The following is a 17,796-nucleotide window of genomic DNA, read 5'->3' on the forward strand; positions in this document are numbered from 1 at the left end:
TGATGGGGGCTTGAAAAAGGAATGAAACCCATGAACATGACGAAAGACCCTCGCCGTAAGTCGGAGCTGGCCCTGATCCACATGGCGCGGTCTCACTTCTCTATGACACGTGACGACTATGTGTATGTACTGCGCGAGCTGACTGGCAAGGAAAGCTCGGCAGACCTGAATGCGGTTGAGCGTGAGCGTGTGATTAAGCACTTCAAAGCCAAGGGCTTCCAGGTAAAACCCACCGGCAAAGCTAAGCAGACTCGCACGCTGGCACAAGACGCTCAGAGCAGAAAAGTGCGGGCGATCTGGTTGATGCTGCATGTGCTGGGCCAGGTGCGCGATCCGAGCGAGGTGGCATTGGCTGCATACACCAAGCGTATGGCAAAGGTGGATGCGCTGCAGTGGGCAAACCACTTTGCAGTGATTGAGGGCCTTAAGGGCTGGGCCATGCGCCATCTGCCGGACTATGTGAAGCCTCGTATTCAGGCAATGGACTTGAATGCACTTACAGCGGGCCAGCGTGAGGATGTGCTGAACATGGTTAACAGCCTGCGGCGTGCCCAGGCCGAGGGCCACACGGCACTATTTGACTATTACTGGCCGATGTTCCAGTTTCTACAGGAATGTGAGCAAGCATGAGCCGCACCGCCCCTGTGCTGACCATCAAGCGTGAGGCTCTGCCCGAGAGCCTGCGCGAGCTGGTGCGTGTGATTGGTGAGGCTGACACCCTGCGCCTGATCGGCATGCATGGGGGCGCACGGGTCACAGTGCCCAAGACACCCAAGGCAGAGCACCCGCTGCGCATGGCGCTCAGCGAAGAGGCCTTTGCCCTCTTAGTGCAGGAATACGGTGGCGAGGCTTTTGACTTGCCCAAGGGCGACTCATACCTGCGTGAACTGCGCCACGACCAGGTGCGCCAATGCAGGGAGCAAGGCCTAACAGTAGATGAGACAGCAGAGGCTACCGGCTATAGCCGCCGCCATGTGCTCAACATCTTGAGCGGCCATGGCGACAGTACCGATCACTTCACTATGGACCTCTTTGCAGAAGAGGCTCCGTCCCTCCGCAGCACACCTGGCGCTGCAAATGACCCATTTGGTCTAGGCGGCAGCACGTTGCTGCGATAATTTCACCGCTGCGCATAAAAAGCGCAGTGGGGTTTGACGGCCTCTCAGAGACGCGGCGCGAGCCGCCAACCGCAGTGTTTGCGGCTCCTTCATCCAGCTCCAGTTTTGGCGGCTCGGATGGGAGGAGTGCGAACTCCTGCCGGTACGCCCCCGCGTCTCCCGGTCCGTCAACCCGTTCGAGCCGCCGCCATATCGGCGGTCAGGCGCTTTATTCAAATGGGAGTTAATGTGAGCCTGCCTGACCATCTGTCTGGGCCGACCAAGGTGTCGGCCATCTATATCAACCAAAATCAACAACACCCCGCGTTTGATGTGGTGGACGCCGTTGATGCTTTAAGCGACCAGCTGGGTGCGTTCCGTGCAGTGGCGCAACTTGCCGATAGTGATCGCAATGGCGGTGAAGGTCTGCCACAATTACAGCGTGGCGACTTGGCCAAGTTGATCATGGTGCTTAACTCAGACTTAGAAGCGCATGTGAACAAAGTCAGGGGTGCTGCATTGAACATGGCTTCAGGTGCTGCCCAACAGGCAAACCCTGTTTAAAAACGGCACAAACCCGTTTAAAACCGCTTGCAGCGTCTAGCCCGGTACATCGGGAGCCTGCAACGCTTCAAAGCCCGCCACGGGCCTCATTTGCAAAACCACTTCTTACTCTATTTGGTGAAGCGTTTCACCATGACGTAATTGACCCTGCTCGGCACAGTGCAGGGCATGACACAAGCACTCCAACCTTCTCACGAATTCAAAGGCCTGTCCGACTGGATTGAGGTGTTCCGCGCTGGAGCACATACCGACAGCAAAGGCCGCAGCTGCACCTTCACTGAAGCTGACCTGGATCAGATGGTCAGCAACCTGGCGCTTGGCGCCGCGCCTGCTGTGCTGGGGCACCCCAAGCACAACGACCCGGCCTTTGCCTGGGTGAAGCCCGATGGTGCCAAGCGCGAGGGCAATTCCCTGTTTGTGAAGTTTGAAGACATCAACCCGGCCTTTGAAGCTGGTGTGAACAGCGGTGCTTACCGCAATCGCTCGGTGTCGGTGTTCCAGGACAAGGATGCTGGCTGGCGGATGCGTCATGTGGGCTGGCTGGGTGCTGCTGCCCCGGCCATTGATGGCTTGACCCCGCTGGACTACAGCGCTGAGGTGGATGCCTATGAGTTTGATGCAGAGGACTGGGACATCGGCTACGCCCTGGGCGACACGGCGGAGCTGCTGCGCGGCCTGCGTGAGCAGCTCATTGCGGACAAGGGCATTGATGCTGCGGATGCGGCCTTGCCCAACTGGCGCATCCAGTCTGTAGCGGATGCCGCAGAGCGTGTGAAGGCGGCGGCTCGCGCTGAAGTGGCACCAAGCACAGCAGGTTCTTTTTCTCAAACCAACACACCAGGAGGTGCTATGTCGATTTCCCAAGAGCAGCTAGATGCTGCTGTTGCCAAGGCCCGCAAAGAAGCGGAAGAAGCCGCTGCTGCAACCTTTGCAGCCAGCCAGGCAGAACTGGTACGTCTGCAGGGAGAACGCCAAGCCGAGCGCATTGGTGTGCAGATCAATGACTGGACTGCAAAGGGTCTGGTCACACCTGCCGAGGTGCATGGTCTGGCTGAATTCATGACTTCCCTGGAGTCGGCCGATGGTGAATTCAGCTTCAGTGCTGCAGACAGCAAGGAAGTAAAAAAGACGGCTGCTCAGTTCTTCGCGGATTTCATGGCAGCGCGCAAGGCTGTGGTCAAGCTGGGCAACCAATCTGATCTTGGCGGCGATCAAAACGCCATTGACCGCACTGATGCGAACCAGATTGCCGACCGTGCTCGCGAGTACATGAAAGAACAGGAAGGCAAGGGCTTGTCGGTGTCCTTGCCGGAAGCGGTGGCCTATGTGTCCCGCGCCGTCTGACTCCAACCCACCCATTAACTCTCGGAGAAATACATGGCTAATCCTTTACTGGCAGTGAACTATGTTGCTGACGCTGCCATTCCTAACAACCGCCTAGTAAGGCCCGGCACCGGCGACCGCAATGTGGCGTTAGCTACCGCAGCCACAGATTCCATCATCGGTGTGGTGAACGAAATGCCTCCAGGCATCGCCACTGGCGAGCGTGTTGACGTGGTTCGTGTCGGCATTGCTTGGGTCGAAGCTGGTGCGGCTATTACTCGCGGCGCCCTGATCACCTCGGACGGCGTAGGCCGTGCTGTGACTGCAGCGCCTGGTGTTGGCGTGAACAACCGAATCATCGGCGTCGCAGATGAGTCTGCCAGTGCTGCTGGTGACGTGATTCGCTTCACCATCGAACCGGGCTCTGTGCAGGGCTAAAAGTCGGCGCCAGTCCTTTGGGATCGGCTTGAGTTCACCTTTCAATTTTCAGGAGAAAACATGGCTACAACTGCCTTTCCTATCAACCCGACGTTGACCGCCATTGCGATGGTGTATTCAAACCCGGCCACTGCACTCATCGCTGATGAAGTGATGCCGCGCATCGGAACCGCAAAGAAGTTCGCCTGGTCAAACTATGACGTGGCGCAGGGCTTCACTGTGCCGCAGACGCTGGTGGGCCGCAAGAGTGTGCCAACTGAAGTGGACTTCACCGGAAGCCTGGTCAACGACGAAGTGTTGGATTACGGCTTGGACGACATTGTTCCGAATGATGAAGTGGAAGCCTTCAACAGCATGGTGAAACCAGCGCGCGGTGGCCCGCCGAACCCCTTGGATGTGAGCACGATGCTGACTACCAAGCTGATTCAGCTGGACCGTGAGGTGCGTGTGGCGGGCCGAGTGTTCAACACCGCCAACTTCGCGGCCGGTAACCAAGCAACGCTGTCCGGCACCAGCCAGTGGTCTGACTTTGCCAACAGCAACCCACTGGACGCCATCTTGGCTGCCTTGGACGTACCGGTATACCGCCCCAACGTCGCGGTGTTTGGTCAGGCCACGTTTACCAAACTGCGTCAGCACCCGCGCATTGTGCAAGCTGTATTCGGCACTGCGCAAACCGGTGGCGTAGTAACCCGCGACCAGCTCGCCCAAGTGCTGGAAATCCAGAGGGTAGTTGTTGGCGCTGGTTTTGTGAACACCGCTCGCAAGGGTCAGGCAGTGAATAACCAGCGCGTCTGGGGCAAGCATGCCGCGTTCCTCTACGTGGACAAGGAAGCCGCTATGGCGCAGCAGCCTTGCTGGGGCTTCACTGCCCAGTGGGGTGACAAGGTGGCCGGAGAGAGGCCCGAACCCAATATGGGTATCCGTGGCTCCCAGCGCGTGCGTGTGGCGGAGTCTGTGAAAGAAGTAGTGAGTGCTACAGCGCTGGGCTACTACTTCCAGAACGCGGTGGCCTAAGGTCCAACTGGATGGCATGAGGCGAGGTATGTACCGCCTTCTTTTAAATTCAAAAACCCTCTCTGGAGAGACTTATGTCGAATGCTTTGTTGTCAGTTGTTCTCACGGCCTTAGTGGCGGTAGAGCACAACGGTGTGCTTTACGGTCCTGGTCAACCGGCGGGGACAGACTTCGAAACCAATGAGTTGCTGGCTAAGCCCTTGTTGGAAGTGGGTGCTGTCGAGGTCAGCAAGGCTGATAAGGCACCGGGCACTGCCGTGGTGTTGGGGCCTTCCTTGGATCAGGAAAAAGAGTTTCTCAAAGCGTGGCGGGCACGATTAGAAGCTGAGGGTGCGCGCCTTGTGCAAGACCGCGATGGGTTGGAAGCTTATCAAGCTACCCTAGCGGATGCGCGGATCAAACTAGATGCTGAAACCGCTGCATTGGCTGCTGCCCGAACCAAGCTGGACGCTGACCAGGCTACCTTTGACGCTGCGCAAGCCGCTGCGGCCGCGAAGAAGAAGTAAAGCGCCATGGCTTACGCGACCCCCCAGCGCTTCGTCCAGGAATATGGCCTGGATGAGACCACCCAGCTCTTGGCCGATGAGCAGCAGCTGCTCACCAGCCAGTTGCTGAGTGGTGCGCTGACTGGGTCATGGACCGGCACGCCAAGCGCCGCCGAGCAAGCTGCGGCCAACGCCGCCAAAGACCGCATCACCCGCAAGCTGGCGACCGTGAGTAACTTCATGGATGGCTACCTGCGTGGTGCCGTCACATTGCCGCTGTCGACCTCTGACGCTAATGCGGGCACCCTTGAAGAGTGCTGCATTGCCTTGGCCCGCGAGGGCGTGTCTGATGACTCTGACAACGCCACGGAGCGAATGGTGCAGATTGCCGACCGCTGGCGCGCATGGCTGAAGGATGTGCAGTCTGGCCGGGTGTCTTTGATCACCGTGGCCGGGGAAGAAGTGGCAAGCCGTGGGCGTGTGCGTACTGGGCAGGCTGCATCCAATTTCAACTGGGGCAGCTTTCCGCCCAGGAGCTATTGATGGCAGGCACATCCATTCGCTATGGCTTTGATGCAAGCCCTATCAGCATGCATCTCGCGCGCCTGGCAGTGCTGAGCGCAAACCAGTTTGCAGAGGTTCGCCGGGATATCGGTGAGTACTTCAAGGGCGACATCCAGGACAACCTGGACGGGCAAAAGCTGTTTGATGGCAAGCCCATGGAGCAAAGCGAGGCTGCTATCGGCCGCGCCGGTAAGACGCTGATCGACAAGCACCACCTGTATGACAGCTACACCTTTCAGTTAGAAGGCGCTGGCCTGGCTATCGGTAGCAACTCGGTCTATGCCGCCATTCACCACTTTGGAGGTGAAACAGGTCGCAAGGGGCACCGCTTCACTCTGCCCGCCCGCCCAGTGATGGGCATGGGCGAGCGCCAAGAGCGGCGAGTCGGTGACCTGTTGATTGCTGAGCTGAGGGCGCTGCAATGAGCACTGCACTGCTTGACCAGGTGGAAACCTATATACGCGCTTCTTTCGCTAAGACTGAAGTGGTGACTGTGCAACCCTATGGTGGTGAATTCAATACGGGGGAGATGGACAAGGTGAGCTACACCTGCCCGGCCATCTTTGTAACCGTGCTGGGTTGGCAACCACTGCACGCCGGCCATCGCTTGAGCGGGAAGTATGCGCGCCAGGTGCGTGTGGCTGCCTTTGTGGTGGCGAAGAACGCGAAGCGCGAAGTGCGTATGCGTCAGGGTATGGCCTTGGCTGAAAAGCTGTGCCTGGTGATGCGCCAGTGGATGCCAGACAGCTCTGCCTCCACATTAATTAATGTGGGGCCACTCGAAGACGACGCATCAGCTGAGAACCTTTACAGCCGTGCGGTGGACAAGTTGGGCCAGTCCGTTTGGCTAGTGGACTGGCACCAGGCGGTGAAGCCGATTGCTGGAGCTGACGGCAAGCCTGCACTGTATGACTGGCTGAGCGTTGCTATTGAAGACACCGCTCGCATTACTGAGCCCGCTGCAGCGCCGCCCACTGGCGCACCGCTGACAGTGACCGAAAAAATTATTTTCCCTACCAACTGACGGAGCCACTATGCCCAAAGCAGATAACAAGACCATGCCTGAAGAGACACAAGGCGTGGCAACCGCACAAGAGACACCTCGCCTGGGTGAACTGATTCATGTCCAGGTGGCCGATGGCCTGGAGCTGATCAACAACGAAACCGGCAAGGACTTTGAGGCTGGTGTGCCCACGCTGCAGACCGTGACGGTGACCACCCTGCGGCGCTTGCAAGACGGAGACTTGGTGCGCGTGTAAACGCCACCAAACCTGCATTCCAACCATTTTTGAAACCAACTGAACGGAGGGCACCTAAATGTCTATTTCCAATTTGATGAGCTTGAACTTTCTGGTGCCCTACGTTGCCAGCAAGATTGATTTCAGCCGCGCGATTCGCGGCATGCGCGGTATGCCACGTCGCCTGCTCCTGGTGGGCCACAAGCTGGTGGGCGGCACGCTGGCCGTCAATACGCTGTCCACCATCACTACGGAGGCAGATGCCATCACCAAGCTGGGCGAAGGCTCCATGCTGCTGGCAATGTGGCGTGATGCCAAGGCCAATGCTGACTTGGGCCTGCCCATTGATGTGATTGCCATTAATGAAGGCGGATCGGCCGTCAAGGCGACCAGTGCTTTGGTAGTTGGCGGCGCACCTACCGTAGGTGGTGAGGTGATGCTGTACATCGGCGGTGAGCGGGTAAGCGTGGGGGTAACGACCGCCGACACCTCGGCCACGATTGCAACCAAGTTGAACGCCGCCATCAATGCGATGGCTAAGCTGCCTGTCACTGCGGCGGTGGCTGCCAGTACGGTGACCATCACTGCTCGGTGGGGTGGCCCGACAGGCAACGACATCAACGTACGCACTACCTACTACCCAGACGATGCGCTGGCGACTGGTGTGACGCTGACAACGCCAGCTATGGCAGGTGGTGCAGTGTTGCCAGATGTGACTCCCGTGATCACGGCGATGAATCTCTACCGTGCGACGGAAATCGTCAACCCATTCACCGATAGCCCCAACATGGTGTTGTTTGAAAACGAGCTGGCTGCCCGCTGGCTGCAGAACAACATGCAAGACGCCATGGTAGTGACCTGCGTACGTGGCACTGAGGCCGCCATCACCACCTGGTTGAATACCCGCAACAGCCCGCATGTGCACACCATTGCTGTGACCAATGACTGCACTTCCCCTTGGGAGACTGCAGCCATGGCAGGTGCTGCGATTGAAAGCAGCGCTGCCATTGACCCGGCTGTGGGGCCGACTGCCAAGTTGTTGGGCTACAGAGGGCCTGTGCAGGGTGCGGGTTTTGTAGTTGACAGCATGAATAACCTGCTGGCAAAAGGCGGCTCACCACTGAACATTGCTGTGGATTACACCGGCAGCCTGCTGCGCATGGTGACTAACTACAAGCTGAGCCCTGGTGGCGCGCCTGACCGCAGCATGGCCGAAATGTGCTGGCTCAAGACGATGAGCTTCTACCGTTGGTATCGGGTGACCGAGTTCCAAAACAAGTACAACAACGCAGGCTACAAGCTGGGGCAGTACGTGGAACAGCCGATTCCGGGTCAAAAGATCATGACGGTTGATTTGGCCGAAGAAATCATGATTGGGCTGTACAAGATCTTCTGCGATGCAGGCCTGTGCCAGAACATGCCTTACTACATCTCGACCTTGAAGGTGGAGATTGATGCCCCTAACGGCAAATTGAAGATCATGGATGAGCCTGTGATCCTGACCCAGCACTACCAGACCGAGGTGACCAGCAACGTGGTTGCGGGTCAGGTGTAAGTCGGGCCTTATTTGAAACTACCAGGAGAAACACATGGCAGGTGAAAACCAACTCTTTCATGTCGACGTGATCATTGTGGATGGGGCACCCATCGCGTTTGAAGACAGCTCCGCTTCCATTTCTGGTGCGGCCGGATTCACCAATTCGCCCAAGCTGTCGGCAAGTGGTGATGACTTTGTCTTGCGTGCCCGTGTGGCTCGCTTGCTCAAGGCCAAGCTGCAGTGGGCGTCTACGTCTGATCCGAAGACGTATGCGGGTATGAGCAATGTGCAGATTTCGATGCGCGACAGCTTTACCGGCCGCAAGGTCATGGCACCTAAAGCAACGTTTGGCGACATTGGTGATATCGGTGGCGGCACGGTGGATATCACCTTCATCCTGAATTCAGAGCTGCAATGGCTGTGAACTGAACAACTGTAGCGCGTGAAGGCTGGCCCATGTAGGGCACTGGGCGGGGCATCGAAAGGTGCTCCGCCCTTTCATTTGGTGCGGTGAAGTGTTTCACCATGACCAAACTGGCGTGCAGTCAGACACTGCATGCCATGAACACACAAAGCACCCCCGCTGTCGTGTCGTCCAGCATTGACGACATATTCCAACTGACCCTGGCTGATGGTTTGCCTGCAGATGTGGGCGGCAAGACTATCAAGTACCGCACGGTCCGGCTGCGTGAAACGTCCGTGGCTGACGAGCGCATTGCAGCCCGGATGGCGGAGCGAGTTATGACGGTGGGCGGTGTGCCCAAGTTGCTGGTAAGTGAGTCTGACTTCCGCTACGCAATGACCATGCGCCATTGCGAATACTTTGAGTGCGATGGAACCAAGCTCCCCCTGGCCGTGCTTGACCTGGACACCTTTGGCAAGCTGAGCCCCCACGATCTGCAATTGCTTGAGGAGCGAGTGGTACTGGTGACGCTGGCCGCCCAGTTGCGTTACGGCGTTATCACCCAGGCTGACTTCGACCAGTTTGCCGTTGGCCGCATTCCGGCCGGAACCAGCTCATCCCCACAGCCCGTGGGCCAGGCTGCAGATGTGGGATCGCATGCTGGTCTCCCTGAGTCTGGCCCTGCACTGCTCGCCGATTTCACTGGAGGTGGTGCCAACGCCGCAGCTTCAGGCCATGGCGCTTGACATCACTAGGCGTGCAACCAAGTCCAATTAAGTTACTGCCATGCGTGAACTAAAACTGAAGTACTTCATTGACCTGGTGTCGAACATCCGGGAGAAGGCGGGTGACGATGCCAAGGCGTTGACGCAGGCGCAAGACAAGATTCAAAAGGCCTTGGGCGAGACGGAAAAGAAGCTGGGCACCTACGAGCGCTTCCTTATGCGCATTGGCGGCGTGCACAACTCCAGCCTGGACAAACAGGCGAAGTACTTCTCTCAGATCGCCTTGAGTGCTGCCCGTGCCCAGCAGTCGGTTGAGAAATATGAGCGCGCCTTGAGCGCGGCCAACAAGGGGTTGCAGGCGGTTACGGGCTTTGGCGCTGGCGTGGTTGGTGCTGGAATGGTGGCAAAGGCCGGGTTTGACAAGCCTATGGACTACGACATGCGCTTGCGATCTGCAACCGCGACGGCCTACGCCGGGGCCAAGGACATCAATGAGCTGCGCGCCGGGTATGCCCAGGTCAATGCCCTCATCAATGGCACCGTGCGAAACGTGCGCGGTGCTCGGCGTGACGATGCGCTGGGGGCCTATGAGAAGCTGGTAGGCACCGGGTCATTCTCCAAAGAAGAGAGTGAGAAGCTGCTGCCTTCCATCATGCGGACCTCTGTAGCCAGCCGGGCCAGCTCAGATGACCTTGTCCAGGCTGCGGAAAAAATGAAGGTGAACTTTGGTCTGGCGCCAGAGCAAATTGATCTTGCCCTTGCCAAAGTGATGCGTGCTGGACAGGAGGGTGGATTTGAGATCAAAGACTCGGCGAAGTGGATCGGCCCATTAGCACCCATGTTTAAGGGCTACAAAGGCATGGCTGGTGTGGAAGCAATGGTCACCATGTTGCAGCAGGTGCGCTCTACGGCGGGAACCAATGATGAAGCCGCCAACAACCTGCGGAACTTCATGCAGAAGATACCTGCCGACTCCACCCGCAAGGACTTTGCCAAGCAAGGCATCGACCTGACAGCTGAGATGGTAAAAGGAGCTGCTGCAGGGAAGACGCCCGTGGACACGTACATGGCGATGCTTGACCGCGTGATGGCGAAGCAAGACCCGCAGGGCAAGGCGCGAGCTGCGATGGCAGCTGCCGACAAAAGCCTTACGCCTGAAGAGCGAGCTCAACGCTACTCGGACGTTGCAGACATTTACAAGAGTGCTGGTATCTCCACCATCATCAATGACCTGCAAGAGTTTGGCGGCTATTCCGGTCTGGCGAAAACACGCGACTACGGCGCAAAGGTGATGGGAGCCGTCCAGGGTGAGACTGGAGGGTCGGTGGCCTTGGGGTATCTGTTCCTGAGTGAGGGAAGTGGTTCACGTGCAGTTGATCTGGCAAACCGCAAGGACATTGCCGCGAGCGATGCCCTGGAGGGCATTGCAGGACCGCTCAATACCTTAATGGATAAGACGGTGGCCCTAAGCGATGAATTCCCCAAGACAACAGCAGCGGCTTACGCCGCAACCGTGGCTTTGGGGGCCTTGGCGGCAGCATCTACTGCTGCAGCCCTCCTGGGGGGCGGTGGCGTTGCAGGCAAGTTGGGCGGATGGCTTGGTGGCGCAGCAACCCGTATGGGTACGGTGCTGGGGGCTGCAAGAGTTGCTGGCGGCGCGGGTGTTCGTATGGCGGCAGGGGGTGCAGCCATACCGATAGCCGCTGCCGCTGGCGCCCTAGGCGTTGGCTATGGTGCCGGGACGATCTTGAACAAGACCCTCTTGGAGGGGACCTCGTTTAGCAATGGGCTGGGGCGGGGTATGCATCGTGTGGCTTCGTTTTTTGGCAGTGAGGATTCAACTAGGGCGCTAGCTGCAGAGGATGCGCTGGACAAGATGCTGAATAGCCGCCCACTGGCACGTGTGAATCCGATCAATATCTCCGCGCCTGGTGGAGCTGCAGGTGGCTTAGACGTTAGTGGTGGCTTGGGAAGCGGCAGGCTGGATGTAGGCCAAGGGACACTTGGCATTGATGTGCGTGTGACAGATGAGCGTGTTACCGCTGTGCCACGTGTGCTGCAGCAGCCATCGCTGATCCGCCTCAATCCGGGCGCCACGAATCCAGGAGGGCTGCGCTGATGCCAGCATGGCTTGATCAATTGCAGCCCGCGAGTTTCAGAGGCGTCCCGTTTCAGGTTGACTCCATTGAGCACACGGCTGGCGACAACGTGGTAATTCGGGAGTACCCGTTTCAAGACTTGCCAACCGTTTTTCGCATGGGTGAAGGGGCGGAGGAAATCAAGCTCTCTGCCTACGTGATCGGTGATGACTACTTTGCCCAGCGGGAGCGCTTGCGTGAAGTGCTTACTGGCGATGGCGTTCTTATCCATCCGACTGCAGGCACCATGCGCGTGTTTGTGGCGGGCAAGTTCACCATTAAGGAAAACCCGACAGCCGAGGGAGGCATCGCTCGCTTTGACCTGACCTTTGTTCGGGCAGAGGTGCGACGCTACCCAACTGGAGTGGTCAATACCCAGAAGTCAGCCAGCGACAAGGCTGCAGCCGCAAAGGCAGCCAGTGTTGATGCGTTTGAAAGTGGGTTTGATTTGTCCAACAAGCCCGGCTGGGCTGCAGATCGCGTTGTAGCTCGCGTGACCGACTCAGTGAGCGTGGTGTGGGGAAACATGTCCAAGGTCACCAGCGGCCTAGGCGATTTCAGCAACGCGGCGATTGGAAACTACCAGGCGTTGCGGGACGGCCTAAGCAGCCTGGTACGCCAGCCACGCCTTTTAGGTAACGCCATGGGGAGCCTGTTCTCCCTGCCTACAGACCTCAGCTCGGCAGCTGCGCGGGACTTTGCAGCTAGCTTTCAAGGCATGTTTGATATGGGTTCAAAGGTCGCTCGAAGGGACTTTGAAACCTCGGTAATGCCACTGGTAGGTGGCGGACTGGTGATGTATGGCACAGGCAGCTCAACTGGCTTGGGGCTCGACACTCCAGCTCGCAGACAGCTTGCGGCGTTGAACGACGCTAGCGACCAGTTGGTGGAGAGCATGGCTCTGGCGGGATGGGTGCAAGCTATTGCTGCGACCGACATGACCAGCTATGACGATGCCTTGGCCCTGCGGGCGACGGTGAATGCACAGGCCACCCGGCTGATGCTGCGATCCAGCACTCAAGCGGCCAGTGATGGCTTGCCAGCGTCTTCCTGGCATGACGCCATGATGGCGATGCTGAGTGCGTGCTTGGCCGATATCCGCGACCGCAGCCGTGATCTGGCACGCCTCACTACCTATACCCCCGATGGATGGGAACCGGTCTGGCTGGTGAGCTACAAGCTGTTTGGCACCGTGGCTTATGCGGATGAGATTCTGGATATGAATCCGCACATTACCCACCCGCTTCTCGTGCCTCCTGGCAAGGCGCTGCGTTTGATGAGGCATGACTGATGTTTGCGCAATACACACGCGACCAGGCCAAGATCACGGTGATCGTGAACGGCAAGACCTATGAGGGCTGGCTGCAGAGCGAGGTAGACAGAAATCTGGAAGCGTTGGCGGGGACGTTCTCCATTCCGGTGACCTTGATTCCCGGAAACCCTCCGGAAATCAAGCGCCAGGACAAAGTGGAAGTGCGTATTGGCGACCGTACCGTGATTACTGGTTTCGTCCTGGCAGCCGAGCCGTTTTATCGGCGTGGTGAGTGCGGTATGCGCATCATGGGCCGCGACAGGACTGGCGACCTGGTGAACTGCTCCGCGATCTACAAGGGCGGCCAGTGGCGCAATGTGAAGGTGGACCGGATCATCAAGGACATCATCACGCCTTTTGGCCTGGACCTGGTGGTGGAGGCCGAGCTGGGCGACGTGGTGAAGGACTTCAAGCTAGGGCATGGTGAGACGGCGCTTGACGCGGTATCGCGAGCAGCAAGGTTGCGGGGCGTCCTAATCACGCGCGACGATGCTGGACGTGTGCTGCTTACAAAGGCTGGCAAAAACCGTTTCAAGGGCGCCATCGTACGTGGGCAGAACGTGATTTCCATGGAATCGGTGGGCAGTGATGAGCAGCGGCACAGCCAGTACTTCGTTTTTGGCCAATCAAGCACAGTGGCAGACTTTGACCAGGCTCGGGGTTTGAAGGCGACTGCCAAGGATGCAGAGATTGAGCGCTATCTACCCTTGGTGATCAATGCCGATGGCAACACCACACAGGCGGAGCTGCAAACACTGGCCGAGCACACTGCACGGGTTCGCCGTGGGCACTCCATGGGGTTCCGCTACACGGTCGAGGGTTGGACGTTTCAGGGCGAGCCGTGGCCCCTAAATCAGCGTGTGCCCATCTATGACGATGTTGCTGGCCTGGACGGCACGGAATGGCTGATTTGCGGTGTGAAGCAGACCTGTGACCTCAAGGAAGGCGATGTGACCGAGTTGCTGGTGCGGCCGGTGGAGGCCTACGACACTGCCCCGCTCAAAAGCAAGGTGAAGCGCCGCAATTGGGGCAACAAGGGCAACACGACCAACCACCCGCGCAGCAAGGTGGACGGCGCAGAGGGGGCGTATTGATGTTTGCAAACCTGATGCGCTGGGTGCGTGTGCGTGGGCTTACCGAGGGCAGGTTCCAGAGCGGCCGGGAAGAAGGGTTGCCCAACGAGGGTCGAGACGGCGCCCAACGGCCGCAGGACTATGGCTTCGCTGCCAACCCGGTCAGCGGAGAAGGCTTGAAGCTGGAAATCGGTGGACATACCGTCATCATCCGGCTTGATCGGATTGCGGAGCGTCCCCAGTTGCCCGCCTACGAGGTGGCGGTGTGGCACAAGGAGGGCCACATGGTCCGCTTGCGGGCCGGGCGCATTGCGCAGGTGGACTGCGATCAGTTCATCGTGAATGCAAGCACAGGCGTGGCACTGAACACGCCCATGGTGACGGCCAGTCAGGGCATTACCTCGCAAACTGCCGCCGCCGCTACAAGCTTGAAGGTTGCTGGCAAGGAAGTGCTTGGCCACAGCCACGGCAGCGTTCAAACAGGCTCTGGAAGCACTGCCGCCTTCTGATGCTTTGGTGAAGTGTTTCACCATGACCGATTGACGCCGGTTTAAGACACTGGCCGCATGTTTGATGTGGCCACACGACCCCAGCCCAATACCGTAGACGCCGCGAGCGTCTTTGGAATGCCGTTTGACTGGCGTTTGGTGACGCCTGGCCCTGCGGTGACCTACCCTTGGAAAGACTTCGTGCAGCCCAATGGGGTGCCGGTTGTCTACGCCGATGTTCTGGCGACCTACTCGGTGGAGCTGGAGGACACGCTGCAGACGGCAGTGATCCTTTCCCTGTTTACAGATCGGCGCGCTGGCATCGATGACAAGCTACCCCAAGGTGAAACGGATCGCCGTGGCTGGGTGGGCGATGAGTTCACGACAGACGACTTTGATTCTCGCCCCGACCCTTGGGGCTCCCTGCTCTGGACTTGCTACGGAGGCAAGAGCAGCCAGGAGCTTCTGGAGCGTGCCCGCTTTGCTGCGGCAGAGGCTCTGGACTGGATGTTGCGTGATGGCATTGCAAGCCGGGTGAGTGTGATCGCGCAGTGGGTAGGCGAGCGCCAAGACCGCTTAGCGGTGCGCCCCTCCATCTACAAGCCTGGTCAAGTAGCCCCGGTCTATGACGTGCTGTGGGGCACCAGCGTCAAGAGGTTCATCCAATGAGCACCACGCCACTGGGTACGCCCATTCCTTCCATTGATGAGCTGCGGGCCAATTCTGAGCGGCTCATTCAGCAATCGCTTGCACAGGCGCAGCAAACCGGAGCGCCGAAGAACGACATGAGCCCGGCCGATCTGGACTTGGCACGGTCCAATTCCAAAGCGCTGTCAGTTGTTCTGGGCATGGCGCTTCACGCGGCTTACCGTTACCTGCGGGACTTCATTGCACGTCAAGCCATCCCAATCAAGTCAACTGGCGAATTCCTGGCTGGATGGCTGGCGACTTACGGAATGGCCTTTAAGCCCGCCGCTGCTGCAAGCGGCAATGTCACCGGCACAGGTGTGGCGGCAACCTTGTTGCAGGCAGGAACGCTCTTGCAGACGACCGATGGCCGCCAGTACTCGGTGGCTGCTGATGTTGCTGTGGGTGCGGGTGGCACAGTGACTGCAACCGTGACGGCCTTGGTGGCGGGCGCTGCAGGCAACTTGAGCGGCGGCTCTGCATTGACCTTGGTATCCACGGTAGTGGGAATTGACGCTGGCTTCACTGCTGCCATGCCCAATGGCATCACGGGCGGCGCTGACGAGGAAACGGAAGCGCAGGCCATCTACAGGCTGCAACAGCGGCTATCCAACGAGCCTATGGGTGGGAGCCCTGCCGACTATGCCCGCTGGGCTATGCAGGTGGCTGGAATCACGCGTGCCTGGGGTGTCCGCAACCCGTCAGGGGCCACTACGGCGGGTGTGATCATCATGGCGGATGGCAATATTTCGCCTGGATTGCCCACTGTGGGGCAACAGCAGCTGGTGAGTGACTACATCCGCGATCCCAAGCGCGGCCCCCCGGATGAGCTGTTTGTGATCATTCCCACCCCTGTGACCATCAATGTAACGGTGAATGTGTCACCGGACACTGCAGCGATCCGCGCGGCCGTGGTACTGGCGCTCAAAGACCTTTTCTTTAGGGAAGCTGTGCCAGGTGGCTCAATTCCTCACAGTCATCTAAAGGAAGTGATCAGCGGCGTGACGGGTGAGTACAACCACACCATCTCAGCCCCCGCCTTGACGGAAGGTGGCGTGTTTACGGTTGGCACCTACAACAGCCTTTTAGTGCTGGGCACGGTGACCTTTGTCTGACGGCCATGGATAAGTTTTGGCAAGCCCTTGTCGCCCTGCTGCCGAACGGCTTTGCATGGCCGCGCAACCCTGCGTCTACCTTGATGCGCGTGATGCGCGGTATTGCCGCCAGCTTCTACGAGCACCACGAGTTCGCCCGTCTGACAGCCAACCGGTGGCAGCCACACCAGGCCGTTACGCGTTTGGCTGAGTGGGAGGAAGCAGCTGGCTTGCCGGATGCCTGCTTTGGGCTCAATCAGGACGATGCAACCAGACGCAAGCTTTTATTGGGTCGTTTGAGGGGTCCAGTGCTGGAGTACTTGGATTCCAGCCCGGCCAGTCCTGGAGCGCTGATCGCAATCTGTGCCTGGTTGGGATATCCGTTGGTGACCGTTGTCTACAACACACCGTTTCGATGCGGAATGCGTTGTGGACGCCGACTGGGGAGATTGGATGGGAAGTTGTGGATCACCGTGACCGTTCAATCGACCCGTTTTCGGGTTGGCAAATCCAGGGTGGGGCAAAGGCTGCTCAGCGGGACGCTGAATGGCAGCGAGCTGGCTTGTTACCTGAACCGTGTTGTGCCTGCTAGGTACAGCGTCAACGTAATTTTTGTTTGAGGTGAAAAATGGACTACACCAGCAGTGATGCTTATGCGACGGATGCCGGTACCGGACAGCGTCTACACCAGGACACAGCCGCCGTTACTACGGCGGTTAGTGCACAGGACGCAAATGGCTTGATCTGGGAGCTATTGGCTCTTATCAAAGCAGGCGGCATTGCCCCGGCTGCTTTTGATAAAAGCAATCCTGCAACCTACACGCAGGTGGCACAGGCTATCCAGTCGGGGAAACTGTTCTCTGCTGCTGCAGCTGGTACGGCCGATGCCATCACGGCCGTCTTTACGCCGGACATCACGGTCTTGAGAGATGGCATGGCCTTATACGTACGTGGTGCTCTGGCGAATGCGACCACCGCGCCAACCTTCACGCCTAAAGCGGGGACTGTTGCAGCAAAGGCAATTGTCAAGGGTGCAGGAGCTGCCTTGGCAGCAGGTGATATTGCAGGTGCCGGTCATTGGATTGAGCTGCAGTACGACCTGACACTGGATAAATGGGTGCTGCTGAATCCGGCTACTGGAATATCCGCTGGTTCAGGCCAGCAAGCAGGTGAAGTTTGCTTCTTTGCTAGAAATACAGCGCCTTCGGGATTCTTGAAGGCCAATGGCGCATTAGTTTCACGAACTACCTATGCCACTCTATTTGCTGCAATCGGAACCACATTCGGGGTTGGTGATGGCAGTACTACCTTTGGTCTGCCCGACATGCGCGGCGAGTTCTTGCGGGCCTGGGACGACGCTCGTGGAGTTGATGTATCCCGAGTGTTTGGTTCAGGTCAGCTCGACGCAATGCAAGGCCACTTGCACAGCATTTCAAACCTTGTAGGAAGCAACTCTCCAAACATTGGTTTGGGTGGAGGAAACAACTCGCCACCAGGTGCATTCAGTACCGGCAGCCCCACTACAGACGGTACTAATGGCACGCCACGTGTAGCCTCAGAAAACCGCCCCCGCAATATTGCCTTGCTGGCCTGCATTAAATTTTGAGGTGACA

Annotated in this window: 22 protein-coding genes; all 22 read left to right on the forward strand. The window is 58.4% G+C overall.

Features of this window, described 5'->3' with window-relative positions; translation table 11 throughout:
* The first annotated feature begins 30 nt into the window (after nucleotides 1-30).
* The 22 genes from EXZ61_RS02500 to EXZ61_RS02605 all read left to right on the forward strand — a co-directional run bounded on the left by EXZ61_RS02500 (nucleotide 31) and on the right by EXZ61_RS02605 (nucleotide 17,789).
* Complete coding sequence (locus tag EXZ61_RS02500; RefSeq protein WP_168224676.1) at nucleotides 31-630, forward strand: gp16 family protein; 600 nt, start codon at nucleotides 31-33, stop codon at nucleotides 628-630.
* Nucleotides 627-1,118 carry a hypothetical protein gene (locus EXZ61_RS02505; protein ID WP_142808704.1) on the forward strand — a complete coding sequence of 164 codons (492 nt, stop codon included), beginning with the start codon at nucleotides 627-629 and terminating at the stop codon, nucleotides 1,116-1,118. Before EXZ61_RS02500 ends, EXZ61_RS02505 begins: the two co-directional genes overlap by 4 nt.
* Nucleotides 1,119-1,346: 228 nt before the next feature.
* Complete coding sequence (locus EXZ61_RS02510; protein ID WP_142808706.1) at nucleotides 1,347-1,661, forward strand: hypothetical protein; 315 nt, start codon at nucleotides 1,347-1,349, stop codon at nucleotides 1,659-1,661.
* Between the two features lie 168 nt (nucleotides 1,662-1,829).
* Nucleotides 1,830-3,005: a hypothetical protein gene (locus EXZ61_RS02515; protein WP_142808708.1), complete on the forward strand. Its 1,176-nt coding sequence runs from the start codon at nucleotides 1,830-1,832 to the stop codon at nucleotides 3,003-3,005.
* 33 nt (nucleotides 3,006-3,038) lie between these two features.
* Nucleotides 3,039-3,422 (forward strand): capsid cement protein, encoded by a 384-nt coding sequence (locus tag EXZ61_RS02520; RefSeq protein ID WP_142808710.1) that lies wholly within the window; start codon nucleotides 3,039-3,041, stop codon nucleotides 3,420-3,422.
* A 60-nt stretch (nucleotides 3,423-3,482) separates the two neighbouring features.
* Nucleotides 3,483-4,439 (forward strand): major capsid protein, encoded by a 957-nt coding sequence (locus EXZ61_RS02525; RefSeq protein WP_142808712.1) that lies wholly within the window; start codon nucleotides 3,483-3,485, stop codon nucleotides 4,437-4,439.
* A gap of 74 nt (nucleotides 4,440-4,513) precedes the next feature.
* Nucleotides 4,514-4,945, forward strand: a complete 432-nt coding sequence (locus tag EXZ61_RS02530) for a hypothetical protein (RefSeq protein WP_142808714.1) — start codon at nucleotides 4,514-4,516, stop codon at nucleotides 4,943-4,945.
* Nucleotides 4,946-4,951: 6 nt separating this feature from the next.
* Entirely contained in the window at nucleotides 4,952-5,467 is a 516-nt protein-coding gene (locus tag EXZ61_RS02535) for a phage protein Gp36 family protein (protein ID WP_142808716.1), read from the forward strand.
* Nucleotides 5,467-5,913, forward strand: a complete 447-nt coding sequence (locus tag EXZ61_RS02540) for a phage virion morphogenesis family protein (protein WP_168224677.1) — start codon at nucleotides 5,467-5,469, stop codon at nucleotides 5,911-5,913. The genes EXZ61_RS02535 and EXZ61_RS02540 overlap by 1 nt, the downstream gene beginning before the upstream one ends.
* Complete coding sequence (locus tag EXZ61_RS02545; RefSeq protein ID WP_142808720.1) at nucleotides 5,910-6,512, forward strand: hypothetical protein; 603 nt, start codon at nucleotides 5,910-5,912, stop codon at nucleotides 6,510-6,512. Before EXZ61_RS02540 ends, EXZ61_RS02545 begins: the two co-directional genes overlap by 4 nt.
* A gap of 10 nt (nucleotides 6,513-6,522) precedes the next feature.
* Entirely contained in the window at nucleotides 6,523-6,747 is a 225-nt protein-coding gene (locus EXZ61_RS02550; RefSeq protein WP_142808722.1) for a hypothetical protein, read from the forward strand.
* A 58-nt stretch (nucleotides 6,748-6,805) separates the two neighbouring features.
* On the forward strand, nucleotides 6,806-8,281 hold the full coding sequence (locus EXZ61_RS02555; protein WP_142808724.1) for a phage tail protein: 1,476 nt from the start codon (nucleotides 6,806-6,808) through the stop codon (nucleotides 8,279-8,281).
* A 34-nt stretch (nucleotides 8,282-8,315) separates the two neighbouring features.
* Entirely contained in the window at nucleotides 8,316-8,687 is a 372-nt protein-coding gene (locus tag EXZ61_RS02560) for a hypothetical protein (RefSeq protein WP_087493885.1), read from the forward strand.
* 137 nt (nucleotides 8,688-8,824) lie between these two features.
* The gene (locus tag EXZ61_RS02565; protein WP_142808726.1) at nucleotides 8,825-9,412 is read left to right on the forward strand and encodes a phage tail assembly protein; all 588 of its coding nucleotides are present in this window, start codon (nucleotides 8,825-8,827) and stop codon (nucleotides 9,410-9,412) included.
* Between the two features lie 40 nt (nucleotides 9,413-9,452).
* Nucleotides 9,453-11,510: a phage tail tape measure protein gene (locus EXZ61_RS02570; protein ID WP_142808728.1), complete on the forward strand. Its 2,058-nt coding sequence runs from the start codon at nucleotides 9,453-9,455 to the stop codon at nucleotides 11,508-11,510.
* On the forward strand, nucleotides 11,510-12,820 hold the full coding sequence (locus EXZ61_RS02575) for a DNA circularization protein (protein ID WP_142808730.1): 1,311 nt from the start codon (nucleotides 11,510-11,512) through the stop codon (nucleotides 12,818-12,820). The genes EXZ61_RS02570 and EXZ61_RS02575 overlap by 1 nt, the downstream gene beginning before the upstream one ends.
* A complete protein-coding gene (locus EXZ61_RS02580; protein ID WP_178084831.1) occupies nucleotides 12,820-13,935 on the forward strand; it encodes a phage baseplate assembly protein in 1,116 nt (371 codons plus the stop codon). The genes EXZ61_RS02575 and EXZ61_RS02580 overlap by 1 nt, the downstream gene beginning before the upstream one ends.
* Nucleotides 13,935-14,423 (forward strand): phage baseplate assembly protein domain-containing protein, encoded by a 489-nt coding sequence (locus EXZ61_RS02585; RefSeq protein ID WP_142808733.1) that lies wholly within the window; start codon nucleotides 13,935-13,937, stop codon nucleotides 14,421-14,423. The genes EXZ61_RS02580 and EXZ61_RS02585 overlap by 1 nt, the downstream gene beginning before the upstream one ends.
* A 57-nt stretch (nucleotides 14,424-14,480) precedes the next feature.
* Nucleotides 14,481-15,071, forward strand: coding sequence for a phage GP46 family protein (locus EXZ61_RS02590; protein ID WP_168224678.1), 591 nt, complete (start codon nucleotides 14,481-14,483; stop codon nucleotides 15,069-15,071).
* Nucleotides 15,068-16,204: a baseplate J/gp47 family protein gene (locus EXZ61_RS02595; protein WP_142808735.1), complete on the forward strand. Its 1,137-nt coding sequence runs from the start codon at nucleotides 15,068-15,070 to the stop codon at nucleotides 16,202-16,204. Before EXZ61_RS02590 ends, EXZ61_RS02595 begins: the two co-directional genes overlap by 4 nt.
* 5 nt (nucleotides 16,205-16,209) lie before the next feature.
* Nucleotides 16,210-16,803: a putative phage tail protein gene (locus tag EXZ61_RS02600; protein ID WP_142808737.1), complete on the forward strand. Its 594-nt coding sequence runs from the start codon at nucleotides 16,210-16,212 to the stop codon at nucleotides 16,801-16,803.
* A gap of 8 nt (nucleotides 16,804-16,811) precedes the next feature.
* Nucleotides 16,812-17,789: a tail fiber protein gene (locus EXZ61_RS02605; RefSeq protein WP_142808739.1), complete on the forward strand. Its 978-nt coding sequence runs from the start codon at nucleotides 16,812-16,814 to the stop codon at nucleotides 17,787-17,789.
* Nucleotides 17,790-17,796 lie beyond the last annotated feature (7 nt).

The organism is Rhodoferax aquaticus, assembly GCF_006974105.1.
Taxonomy (GTDB): domain Bacteria; phylum Pseudomonadota; class Gammaproteobacteria; order Burkholderiales; family Burkholderiaceae_C; genus Allorhodoferax; species Allorhodoferax aquaticus_A.